Source organism: Aporhodopirellula sallentina SM41 (genome assembly GCF_000346505.1).
Taxonomy (GTDB): Bacteria; Planctomycetota; Planctomycetia; order Pirellulales; family Pirellulaceae; genus Rhodopirellula; species Rhodopirellula sallentina.
Window position 1 is genome coordinate 1 of the sequence record NZ_ANOH01000157.1, and the last position, 12,019, is coordinate 12,019.

At 55.1% G+C, this 12,019-nt stretch carries 12 protein-coding genes; 2 read left to right on the forward strand and 10 right to left on the reverse strand.

Translation table 11 applies throughout. From position 1 onward, the window contains the following. The 9 genes from RSSM_RS10340 to RSSM_RS10380 all read right to left on the reverse strand — a co-directional run. Positions 1 to 1,089 (reverse strand): metallophosphoesterase family protein (locus RSSM_RS10340; RefSeq protein ID WP_008677669.1); only part of this gene is annotated, 1,089 nt, incomplete at its 3' end. A 10-nt stretch (positions 1,090 to 1,099) separates the two neighbouring features. Then, positions 1,100 to 1,786: a histidine phosphatase family protein gene (locus tag RSSM_RS10345; RefSeq protein WP_008677671.1), complete on the reverse strand. Its 687-nt coding sequence runs from the start codon at positions 1,784 to 1,786 to the stop codon at positions 1,100 to 1,102. After that, the gene (locus RSSM_RS32410; protein WP_008677674.1) at positions 1,783 to 2,826 is read right to left on the reverse strand and encodes an NUDIX hydrolase; all 1,044 of its coding nucleotides are present in this window, start codon (positions 2,824 to 2,826) and stop codon (positions 1,783 to 1,785) included. Before RSSM_RS32410 ends, RSSM_RS10345 begins: the two co-directional genes overlap by 4 nt. Then, a complete protein-coding gene (locus RSSM_RS10355; protein ID WP_236621066.1) occupies positions 2,820 to 3,941 on the reverse strand; it encodes an HprK-related kinase B in 1,122 nt (373 codons plus the stop codon). Before RSSM_RS10355 ends, RSSM_RS32410 begins: the two co-directional genes overlap by 7 nt. Positions 3,942 to 3,964: 23 nt before the next feature. Continuing rightward, the gene (locus tag RSSM_RS10360) at positions 3,965 to 4,852 is read right to left on the reverse strand and encodes a GAK system ATP-grasp enzyme (protein WP_008677678.1); all 888 of its coding nucleotides are present in this window, start codon (positions 4,850 to 4,852) and stop codon (positions 3,965 to 3,967) included. After that, on the reverse strand, positions 4,849 to 6,471 hold the full coding sequence (locus RSSM_RS10365) for a phosphotransferase (protein ID WP_008677680.1): 1,623 nt from the start codon (positions 6,469 to 6,471) through the stop codon (positions 4,849 to 4,851). The genes RSSM_RS10360 and RSSM_RS10365 overlap by 4 nt, the downstream gene beginning before the upstream one ends. Positions 6,472 to 6,476: 5 nt before the next feature. Further along, positions 6,477 to 6,962: an NUDIX domain-containing protein gene (locus tag RSSM_RS10370; protein WP_236621067.1), complete on the reverse strand. Its 486-nt coding sequence runs from the start codon at positions 6,960 to 6,962 to the stop codon at positions 6,477 to 6,479. A 154-nt stretch (positions 6,963 to 7,116) separates the two neighbouring features. Then, on the reverse strand, positions 7,117 to 8,181 hold the full coding sequence (locus tag RSSM_RS10375; protein WP_008677685.1) for a CHAD domain-containing protein: 1,065 nt from the start codon (positions 8,179 to 8,181) through the stop codon (positions 7,117 to 7,119). A gap of 527 nt (positions 8,182 to 8,708) precedes the next feature. Continuing rightward, on the reverse strand, positions 8,709 to 9,197 hold the full coding sequence (locus RSSM_RS10380; protein WP_008677686.1) for a hypothetical protein: 489 nt from the start codon (positions 9,195 to 9,197) through the stop codon (positions 8,709 to 8,711). A gap of 195 nt (positions 9,198 to 9,392) precedes the next feature. Between RSSM_RS10380 and RSSM_RS10385 the strand changes: the two genes are divergently transcribed. Next, a complete protein-coding gene (locus RSSM_RS10385) occupies positions 9,393 to 9,878 on the forward strand; it encodes a hypothetical protein (protein WP_008677688.1) in 486 nt (161 codons plus the stop codon). 246 nt (positions 9,879 to 10,124) lie between these two features. Here the strand turns inward: RSSM_RS10385 and RSSM_RS10390 are convergent, their stop codons facing one another. Continuing rightward, positions 10,125 to 10,874, reverse strand: a complete 750-nt coding sequence (locus RSSM_RS10390) for a hypothetical protein (RefSeq protein ID WP_144059716.1) — start codon at positions 10,872 to 10,874, stop codon at positions 10,125 to 10,127. Between the two features lie 816 nt (positions 10,875 to 11,690). Between RSSM_RS10390 and RSSM_RS10395 the strand changes: the two genes are divergently transcribed. Next, on the forward strand, positions 11,691 to 12,019 hold a 329-nt coding region (locus RSSM_RS10395; protein WP_008677693.1), incomplete at its 3' end, for an enoyl-CoA hydratase-related protein.

Below are 12,019 nucleotides of genomic sequence, written 5' to 3' on the forward strand. Positions count from 1 at the left end.
TGCCCCCTTTCGCGTAAACGGACGGTCAACGTCGCGGTACTTCGTGCGGATCGTGTTGCACAACGATCCATAGTAGAAATCGAAGGGTGCCTCTCGCATCGCCGTTCTGAACTTGCGATTGATGTAGGGGACCCCGCGCCGCAGGAGCATTTTCGTAACGACGTCGTCGACACCGGCATGAACAAACAAGAATGATCCGCTGCGGTAACAGAGCCGAAGATCGCCGTAGAACCAACGAAACTCGCCTCCCTTCTTCAAAAACATCCGTCTCCACTGACGCGTCGCGGCGTAAACCTGCCTCAGATCGAGCTCTTGGTCACCGCATAGCCGTTCGAAATTCTGAATTTTCTTCGCGATGCGGTTGAGTTCACGTTCCATCTGCGCCGGAACGATGTCAGCTCCATCAATTTTAGGAAACTCCTCGAACCAGCTATCACGTGGGAATAATCGCCGCCGGCACGTGGCGGTATCTGGGATCGAACGCATCGACTTCTTCGACACGTGGGCCTCCCAGACCTCCTTGAGCAATGGGATGATTTTCTGGCCCGCCCGGATAAAGAAGTGTTCGTTGCGAACGTCCTTCTTTTCCCCAACTACCCGCATCCCAAAGAGCAATCGAATGTCGTGATTCCCAGCGAGAATTCGCACGCGAGGAGACTGATCCTTTAACTGTCGAACACCACGGAGCAACTCGAGATTGTTCGGTCCTTTGTCGAAACAGTCACCACCGATGACAAACGTGGCCTTGCGGCCCTCTTTGGTCAGTTTGAAATCCAGCGGTGATTGTCCGAGTTGCTTCACACCACCGGACGCGACGAGCGAAGCGGCCAACGCGTCCACATCAGCATGCAGATCGGAGATGAAGTAGTGTTTCCGACGCGGCCATTTCCAATGGTTCTGATCATTGAGTTCGCGAAGAACGTCGATCAATTCACCGAACTCACCGTTCTCGGTGATGATCGATTTCTCTCCACCGTGCGTCCAGTCACACGCGTCGTCGGGAAGGTCAACGGAAATCCACTCCCGCCCGTGGTACCGCGGTTTGACCTTCCCGATCTTAATCGCTTTTTCAGCTTGCTTGTTGCTCATGCGTCGAGCCTCAGTCCAATGGCTCGAGTTGCTTATGTCGGTTCTTCCACTGCCCTGCCGCGTGACGCCACACTCCGTCACTCGATACCGACAGAGCGACCGGTGTCGCATGATACATGCTGAGCTGCGCGATCCGATCGAACGGCAACACACCGAGAACGTGTGCCGCGTGACGCAGCGACGCTCCATGTGCGAAGACAAGAACGGCGTGACCGGATCGATCAATCTGGATCATGGTTCGCGTGAGATAATCGGCCACACGTCGCCCTGAATCCATGAGCGATTCGGCGCCCACGAAAGGCAACCGGAAATGGCTATTGGTTTTCCAATCATCCGGCAACGGATCCAGACGCGGGTCCTGCGCGACAGCAGCGACGATCTGCTCTCGCGTCAGATTTGCGGCACTGCCGACACAGCGTTCGGTGAGCGAATCACTCGTTACGATACGATCGCATTCGCTCAATCCCTCCATCGCCACGCTCGCCGTTTGCCAGGCACGAAGCAGCGACGAGGAATGCACCTCGTGGTGCAACGTCCATCCCTGGGCATCGACCATTTCGCGTATCGCGTTTACCGACTCCGCCGCTTGCTGCAGCCCGAGAGACGTCAAACCAAAGGGCTGATGGGCGCTCGGCGTAGCAGGCAACTGATGGTAGTCGCCGTGACGAAGAAGGATGCAGTATCGATCAGACATCATTCACCTCGTCCGTGAGGTTTGGATTCGCCCGACGAATGTTCGCCGAGCATTTCGGGCAGCGAACGAATGATGCCCTGCAGTTCGTGCTGATGCACGCGATCGGCGGCAGCATCGACGCACAACCACTCACGTTTCCGATGGCTCTCCGGCCACTGATCGTCATCAAGAACCTCAGTCACCTCCATCGGATAAACCGCCACCGTGCAGGTCGCCCCCCATTTGTCATGCGTGTAACGCCCGACTTCGACATCGATCACGTTGCCGAGCACGCCGGCCTCCTCCATGGCCTCGTTCGCGGCTGATTCCTGTGCCGATTTTCCTGGATCGTGAATGCCTTTGGGAACAACCCAACGTTTTCCTTTGCTGGTCGATACGACAAGGACTTCGAGTTCATCATCGCAATATCGAAACGGGATCACCGCGGACTGTCGGTAGTAGTATGCAGGCCGCGGACGTTGCTCGCTGCCAAAAACATCCGGATAAGGAAAGAGCTTGGGCAATGAAGACGGATCGAGCGATTCCTGAAGGTGACCGCAAACGGCGACCTTCGACGCTGTGCCCTCCGTTTCACGAACAGAGGTTTCGATATGCAACAGTCGATCGCTGGTATTCAACGAAGCGACTTCGGGGTCGTTGTGACGAACGCCGGCGACCTGTCTGCAAATTTCGAGTGCAACCTTTGCGTCCACCGCGAGCAACATGCATGTCGACTCCGAACCCATTTCCGCCAACAGTTCGGAAACCAACGATCCGGTGTAGCGGCTAATACGAACGTCGTCCCGCACGATATCTTCGTTGAGCCCAGCCGATTTGCATGCCTTCTCCGCCGCGGTACGCGACATCAAGGTGGGTGCACACCGGACTTGGTCAGGGATCAATCGATGTTTCTCCATCCACACGCCGATCCGCTGTGCGTTTCGTTTCCATCGGTCGGGCAAGTCGGCCTGGTCTGATCGGTGCTCGCCGGAACGGGAATTTCCGGCCGCGGAAGATGAATCACGCACGACCGGGTGGCTGAAGATCAGCAGGTTCTTCAACACGGTTGTTTCCTCAGAATGGATTGGCAGGTTTGCGTGGCCATGTCGAAGTCAACTTTCCCGCTCGCTTCCCATACGTCGACCCGATCGAGCAGGTCTTGATAGGTCGCGATTTCCTGCTTGACATCGTCTCTTTGGAACTGTCCCCGAGCGTCGACGTAAAACGGCCCGGGACTCTTCGTCACCGCCTTGAGCAACTCAGGGCGTTCACGCAAATCGACCGGCTCAATCCGACACGTCGCGTCCGAAGTTCGATCCCAGTTCAGGATCAACAAATCCCTCATCGGCGACTGCAAGGTGATGCGGTCGGAACCGTAAACCTTCGTGACGTCGACGTCAAACTTTTGTTCGAGCTGCCACAGATGCTCCGGCGAAAGCGACTCATACGTTTCGATCTGCGTTTCATCGAGCATCGGACGCAAGGATGAAAGGCTAACGATCGTGCCCGGATTGACCCTCGGCAGTTTGGGGATTCCGGTCGCCTGAATCTCGCCGGTCGCGTTCGACTCGAGGAACAACCGGTCGTTGGTGACGTACCGAGTGCCCGCCAATTCCATCAAACGCAACATGAGCGATGACTTGCCACCACCCGAGAAACCTGCGATCGCCAAAGCACGCCCGTCCATCGCAATCGCCGAGGCGTGGCAGATAACCGATCCCCGCTGCTGCAGCCAGTTCATGTACTGGCAATTGATGAAGTTGATGACTTGATTGTCGTTCGCCAGACACGGACCATGTGCAATCCGGTGCGTTTCACTTTGCAGGAACAGCATCCCCGTTCGCACTTTGCGAACCAAACGCCCCACGCCCTGGTCGTTTTCGGCGAGATCGACGTACGAATCCTTGCGTCCCGATTTGCCCGGTTCGCGTTTCCAGTCGACAAAAGACAGCCCGAGATCCGTTGCTCCGGATTCGATCGCGAGAACCGTACAATCGGCTCGCACCCCCTCATCGCGTTCGACAACCACGTGAGCAAAATAACGGCGTAGGCCTTGGAGCAACGCTACCGAATTCGACCGAACACGAATCAGGAAATCGTCGAGCCCCAATACGACCGATTCGCCCGCGATCTCCACACCGTCGGTTAATTGCTCGGCAACGGTCGATAAACTCGGCAATGAAACGTTCGGCGGGTCGTGCACTAGCGGAGTTCTCCTAAAACGTAGTCGGCATACATCGCGGCAGCATCCATCTTCATGCCCTCTTTGACTCCCCGAAATCCGCCGAACGCTGAAACCTCGAAAACGATCGGGCCATCGTCGGTGTCCGCGACGTCGACGGTCGTGAAATCCATGCCGAACAACGCCTGTGCACGCGACGCCAAATCGATCGTGCTTTGTGGCGGAGAATGTTCGGCGTAGCGTCCGCCACTTTGAATCGTTGTATTCCATGCATCGCCTTGGTTGACCCGAGCGTAGGTTCCCAAGTATTCGCCGCCGAGAAAAACCATCCCCATGTCGCGACCAGGAAGGTTGACCTTTTTTTGAATGTACATCATCGGATTGTTGGCACGAAATCGATCCACAACGTCCAACAGCGCGTCGTCATCAATCTCACCGTCGATCAACTCCATACCGCGGGCTTTTGTGGAGTAGAGCGGCTTCAAAACGGCTGAACCGAACTCGCGAATACTCCGGACGGCTTCATCCCGATTCTCGGTAACGACCGTTTCAGGCATCGGAATATCGCCGCTGCGGAGCGTCATCGTGCACCCCAACCGATCGATCATTCGAATGATGGTTTCGGTCCGAGAAAAAACACGGACACCGGCCGCTTCCGCCAAACGCAACAGCTCGATCCGGTCGAGCGTAGCGGGCGAATACTCTTGGCTGATCTTTTTGACAATCAACCCATCGAGCTGACAGAGATCGACACCACTTGCGATCAGCTTGCCCGACGAGAGGTCCGCACAGACGTCATGCATATCGATCACGAGACGATAACCGGTCCGAGACTCCAGAGAGTCGGCCAACACCTCCGTCGACCACTTCCCCGGGATGCCGATCACTCCAATTTTCAGATCAATCACGAAAACAATTCTCGGATCGGGAGACGAAATTTAGCAGCCGATTCGATCGGATGCTCGATCGCTCGTTCCAAAATATATAAGCCTCGCAGATACATCGACTTGGCGAGGGTTTTATCCAAGATAAACCGTGTCGACGTGATGAAGGAGCGTGCCAAACCAAACGCGAGTCGGAGTTCGAACGTGGTGTCGTCATGCTGCTTGGCAAACTTGCGTGCCTTCACATGCATGTTGTCAGCAACATTCGTGATGCGGTGGCGTGTCCGTTTGTCGAGCGCCTGCAAACGGTAATTGGACACCATGAAGACCGACACGTCCTGCGTGTAATCCGAATAGCATGACCGGTGAAGATCGATAAAATTCACTCGCTCAGCCGACGGATCGATGATGATGTTGTCCAGGTTGAAATCGCCGTGGATGTAAACCGAAAACGGCGGCGTGACCTGTGACTCCTTCTCTTCCGCCTCATCAATCAGGTCGCGGAGCGACTTGGTGCGAGTTTGGCAGATGCGTCCTCTTCCTCGATCGAATTCGGGATGCACCTCGACGACGCTGCCGAGTCGCTTGCGCAACTGCGTCATGTGTTTCGGGCTGACCTGTTTATCCGATTTGGTTTCTCGCCAGACTGCTTTGAGCGTCTTTGCGAGTTGTTGCTGGGCGAGTTTGAGTTGCTCGTCCGATCCCGACAGCAAGACCTTATCAAACGTGAAACCAGGAAGATGCTCGATCATCAACGACGCGTTGTCGCCACGCTTCCGATACGAGAGAATTTGCGGCGCGATCCCGGGAAAGATCTCGTGCCAATTCTCGACGCTCTTGCGTTCCTCTTTGAGCTTGCGTTTCTCGCCATCTTTCACAATGGCCGCAAAACCGTTCGAGCGGCTTCGTCCGATGCGAGAGATGTTCGTCCCTGAGTTCGTCTCAGCAACCTTTGCGACTGTCGCCCGGTCAATACCGAGGTCATCAAACGCGGTCTTCAACAAATGAAACCGATCACGCTGCATCGGCCGGCCTAACCGGGCACCGACCATCGACTCACTGACGTCGCGTAGCACCGCACTCATCTCGTTGAGCTGCGTTGCGATGAAAAATGCCGTCAAGACACGGTCAGGGTGTTCGATGCTCTGCAGCTCTCGCGATTGCCCTTCGAAGAAATCTTCATGCTTTGAAGACATCGCAACCGCCAGGTCACTGACCTTCATTGCGGTCTTGGTGCCTTCTTCTTCGATTCCCGATCGGATCAGTTCAATGCCTTTGACCACGTCGTCGAGCAAACCAGTCGAGGATAGTGATTTGAGAATCCCTCGTCGCTTGCAACCGTCGAGTTGGCGTGCGCAGTCGTGAATCAGACTGGTCAGGCGTTCGAGCTGAGTGGCGATGGATTCGGCGGCCCGTAAAGAATGCGTTTCGATCTTTTCAGTACCGCCGGAGCCCTGAACCGCATTGGCGCATGCATCCTGGATACGCATCTTCAGGTTGTACGAGTACCCACGGCGGTCAAAAATTCGTTGCGACAGCTCCGCCGACGGAGCATCGAGCAATTCGACCAGATTGTTCAACTGCGTGCTCGTTTCAGCGAGCATGAACTGCAGATTGTCACGGATAGGTTGTGGCAGACGCATTGGACTCAATCAATCAAGCCGAGATAGGTGGGAGCGTCGGACGCCTCGGTGTCGCGTTTCAAAATCTGTTGTAGCGACTGCGGCCACAACAGGTCCGCCGATTCGCTCGCGAGATCCAACCACGTAACGTCCTGCTGGTGTTTGTCAGGGCTGCGTCCGTTGGCCGCAACATAGTCGTCGGGAACATCACAAAGAAAGAGGAATTCGATTTGGTGTCGCCTCGTTGCCGGCAACGTGTCTCGCTGCTTGAAGTAGTCAGCAACGTGCACAAGATCACGCACCTCCACGTCCGCACCGATCTCTTCGACGCATTCCCGACGAAGACCATCTTCGAGAGTTTCACCAACCTCAGCACCGCCGCCGGGAAGTGTAAAACAGACTTCACCGTTCTCGTACACCTTGCGTTGAACCAGCAACATACCGTCGCGGAAGATAACAGCTCGCACCGCGTTCCGCATCACCGGCGAGAAATCGGCAGTTCTTTCTTGCATGCTCATAGCATGATCAATTCTCAACATTTCCAATGTATCCTTGCATCCGTTCGGTCCTGACTGCGCTGAGCGTCGTGGCTGCGGTGAGCATGAAGGCGACGCGTGGGCGACGGACCGTTGATAAAGCCTCCGCCATCGAGGCAAATGAAAATTCCTAGTTGGCTTTGGCTGCTTCCTTGCCCGCAGCATCATCTTGCGACACGGCATCACTGTCTGCGGCATCACTGCCGGCGGTATCACTTTCCGTAGTAGTAGCAATGTCCGTGGCAGCAATGTCCGTGGCGACCTTGTCGGCCGCACCACTGGCCGAGAGAACCATCGTGAACTGCTTCCGCATTTCGGCAACTCGCCGATCCGACCACCAACTCGCAAAGTCGGCTCGTGTTGCTTCGAGCTCCTTCTTCTCAAACTCGACCATCTCTTTGATCGCAGATTTGCAATCGCGGGTACCTTTGGTCTTCAACAGCCCCTGGTAGAAAGCGATCGCCGATGCGTGATCGTTGATCGTGCCGAGTTTGTCCTGCAACACGACAAAGGTTGCCGTGTTTTGTTTCGTGAACTTCCCACAGAACGCTGGCGACAAAAGATCGATCGCGTAGCGGATGTTCTTACCTTCGATCCGCAACTGATGCAGCATCTCGATGTCGCTCATGTCTACCGCGGCGGCAGCGAAAAACCGTTCCACCATCGGCTCGAACGCGGTCCGCGCGAACGTCCCAAAATCGGGCTGCTCCCCATCACCACGCCACTTCACCGACTTCAACAGCCGTTTCGCGTTGGCTTGGAAATCCTGCCGCTTTGCCTTGGCATAGCCGCGTTTGATGTCGCGCTGCGCACGTTTCCGCTGCAACTTGACAAAGTCCAACAGGGCCCCGAATTCCTTTGACGACGACTTGGGATCGAGCTTGTGCAGCCGCAATTGCAAGATGTCCAAATCTCGTGCTTGGCCCGCCGCTTTCCGGAGAGACCGGAGTTGTTTGTTCACCAGGCGTCGTTGTTGTCGCGGCAGCAGCGATGCGTACAACTCGATTGCCGCGTTTGCACGACGAACGCTCACACGCAATTGATGAACATACTCGATGTCTTCGTTGGCCTTCTTCGCTGCCTTCGGCGCATATCGCCATGCCGCCTTTAATCGCTGCTTCAGGCTTTCTTTTGCCGCGGCAGTGACCAGTGACGACGACTCGTATGCGGGGGATAACTTCTTGGCCTTGCTCATTCAGTGTCATCGCTCATTCAGTGTCATCAATGGCGTCTAGAGTCAGCGGCGAGGTGGTGCACGGGCTGACTCGCAATGTGAATTTACGGTTAAGCTTACGTACCGGCACTTCAAAGGCAATACGAATTGATTGATTCTCGAAATTCTTAACAATTGCCAGGGCGGCCAGAGATACCGCGCCGCCCAAGATTCCTTACCGCCTTGCGCCCGGTACGCAGATGCGATCGGCATTACGCTGGGACTCCATCGAGCGAGCAACCACACGCCGATCCAGACGCGGCAGTCAGGACGATTCAGCATTCAAGGCTGCATTCCAGACAACCGTGTCGAGGAAACCGCCGCAGGAAAACGCAAACAGGTTCCGCGGGGACATTCTCCCTCGGGACGCCTCCCCAACGAACAAAGGCGGGTTCACTTACGCGAACCCGCCTCTATCGATGGGATGTTCCCTTTGTCGTTCTCGCAATCCATTCGCCAGCTTCCACCGAGCCTCCTGATTTCACCGACTCGAGCTGCCTCGCTTCGTTCTACCAGCGTTTGACTGACGTCTGCAGAGGAAGACGCCAGAGCCTCGTCGGTGGCACACAGTCTTTCGCGTTCGCGATCGCGATGTCGAGATACCACATGAGAGTTTCGATTTGTCCGCTCACGCTCGCGGGTTGGGAATCTTCGACAAACACGATCAACGTGTCGCACCACATTCGAGCGAGTTCGAGGTCGTCGACGGCATCCTGCCATAGGGTGTCGTCGTCATCAACGAGTGCGTCGAAGCAGTGAAAGAACCCATCACTGCAGAAACCCGAAATCAAGATCGCGACCTCGCCTTCGAGGCTATCGTCTCCAATCACGTTCGAGATCCCGTCGGCGTACACCATCGAAACGTAGCTGTAAACGTAGGCGTTGTACTGGTCGGAATCGTCGGCCAGGCTGGTCGGGCTGCCCGCGTTGGCGTTCACGGCCATGACGGCCAGACAGACGATTGGTGCAACCCACTTGGAAACCACTTTTTGGAACATTTGTTTTCCCCTCTTTAGATGCTGGATGTTGAAAAGCTGAACCATTCAGCTCAACACCGATCCAAGCGGAGAGTGAGAGCGGGTGTTACATCACCGCAGAAAACCACGTCGCCGCCGAAGCGTGTAAAGTGGAAGCGCACAAAGTGATTGCTATCGAATTCACATTTACCCTCCACGCAACAGCACCGCGGAGCAATGGACAAAATCAGTTCCACGTCATTGATCACAACGCAGACGTTTCAAAAGGGCGTGCGTCGCGTACTCAAACGAACGCCGAAGTGGAAGCTCTTTCTCCTCGCGACGTTGATCCTCGTTCCGTTGATCGCGACCGGATTCATTTGTTTCGCAATTCCTTTTGCGGCGTTTTTCTTTTTGTTGTTCTCCGCCTTTGAACTTCGTTTTACCAATCCGATTAGCAATGTCTGGATTGATGGCGACGAACTGTTGATGGAACGAATGGAAGAAACCGAGCGAATCCAGCTCGCCAATATCCGCGAATTCAAACTGCGTAGGTATAACAATCCCCCGTACTGCGTGACGGAATTGAAAACGCCATGTCGATGGGGGACGACGCTAACATGGTTTCCCCTTCGGATGTCGTCCTATGGCGAGATGCCAACCCTGATCCGAGAACTGCAAAACCGCGCAGATCAAGCAAGTAGTCGCAACGGCGACTCGTAAAACCAATGACGATTCAATTCGACTGCGATCGATCGTTCGGAGCAACATTGCGATTCGATGGAGAGCAGCCTCACTCGCTGTCAAAACGAGCCGACGTCCGATTGCGGTGGCCGACACCGAAAGAGCTCCATGTTTGCATCGATGTCATTGCCAACAAACAGTTCGATTCGTTCAAACACGACAAAAAAGGCCGACGCCAACGACGCCGACCTTCCTATTTGAAACACGTCTCCGTGATTATTGGTATCAGTCTTCTTCGACCCAGCCTTCGAGTTCGACGAAAGCGTTGGCGAGCGAGAAGTTCACTTGGTCGTAGATCGCTTCATCGTACGCGAACGCATTGATCACGACGCGGTAGGTTCCCGCAGACAGTTCGACTTCGAGGTCGTCAAATTCAAACTCATCGATATAGCGAGCCGAACTGACGGCGTTCATCGAGACGACTTTACGATAAACATTGGTATTGTTGCTGCGGTCGATCACCCGAACAACCACTTTGGCTTCACCGGAAGTATCGTGAGCTTGATCGCTACCGAAGAAGTTGGAGACGCCGATCATGCCCTGCAAGACAACGCGACCGGTGTTGTCGAGTTGAACGTCAAAGCGAAAACGACTTTCGGAATCGGACTCGGCATCACCCTGAACGTAGATCGACGCGAGAGCATAGCCATAGCACCAAAAGTTGCCGCTGGCTTCATCGATCCAAGAGTCTTGTGACGCGGCCGTCCAGATGTTTGCGGGGTTCGATGGGTAGTTGTCAGGGTTGTTAAATTCGAGATCCGACCGCCAGGTTCCGAAGTCGCGATTAACTTCCGAGTCCGAATCTTGTGCGTCGGGAGTTGGTGTTTCCCACTCATCCCATTGCTGTTGAGCACCGGTTTCGAAATACGAAACGGCCGTCTTGCGGAACGGCGTGCTCAGGGTTTGTGCTTGCGTGGCGGACACGAAGACCAACGCTGCGAACAACGCGGTCATGCATCGTAATGACTGTGACATCTGATTTCCTTTTCATTGACTGTGGGAACTGATCGTGACAGGGTGTCTGGATCGGCGGAAATCTTACCGGCCACACAGCAGCCTTCGGTGAAGCGCCAGTGAAATCAGAATGAAGCGTTGGTCGCGCCGCGGAAGCCATCCCAAGGGCTTCGATCAATCGAACTTAGGTCGCTTGGTTCAACCACCGCGTAGCCGTCATACGAACCGACTACACCGCCACGTTCTTCCGTCTACAGCAACATCACAGCGAGTTGCCGTGATTGGGAACACGCACGTTTGAAAAGGCTATCGATTTGACGCAAGTGCACCGCATCGGTTGCGATTTTGCATCCTGCCTGAGTACTGCACACCAGACATTTAACGTCCGTATGAAGATCCAATAGCCGAGAGATAAAATCTCTGCGAAGTTGTGCGTCCCAACGAAGCGGTGACCAAGCACCAATCCGAAAAAACCATCAGCCGGTCGGCGTCAGCCGCGGTTTCCACAGAACAACCAGGTACCAATGCGATAACGCCTACGAATTGCGTCGGATTACGTCACGGGAGACCGCCTACTCATCAACGTTCGCCGTGCCCGACCCCATAGCTGAATATGCCAGGATTCAAATCTCCGAGGTTTGGCGACAACGACAAATCACGTATAGGGCGAGATCAACACAGCCAAATCAACACCGCGGAGTGCACCAACTCGGCCGCCCTTCTGCGTGCAGACACGTCGTCGCTGACAATCCATTCCCCTGGTCGTTGAATAGGTGGTCGGACATAATGCCTTCTCGCCATCTTCTTGCACACGCCCTCCTTTTGAAGGACCCCGCGATGGAGTCGACTCAGTCGAGTGAACCAGTTCACTCACAGGCTCACGTCAGCGAATTGACGATCGAAAAGTCCGATGCGATCGCGACGGTCACGTTGAACCGACCGAACAAACGCAACGCACTCTCGCTCGAACTGCTCGCCGAACTCGATTCACAGCTGCACGCAATTGCCAGTGACACAGAAACGAAAGTGGTTATCCTCCGCGCCGCCGGACCGGTGTTCTCTTCCGGACATGATTTGAAACAAATGATTGCCCGGTCGCGTGAGGAATACGAGGAACTGTTCACTCAGTGCGCGAAAACGATGCAACGTCTGCGACAAATCTCGCA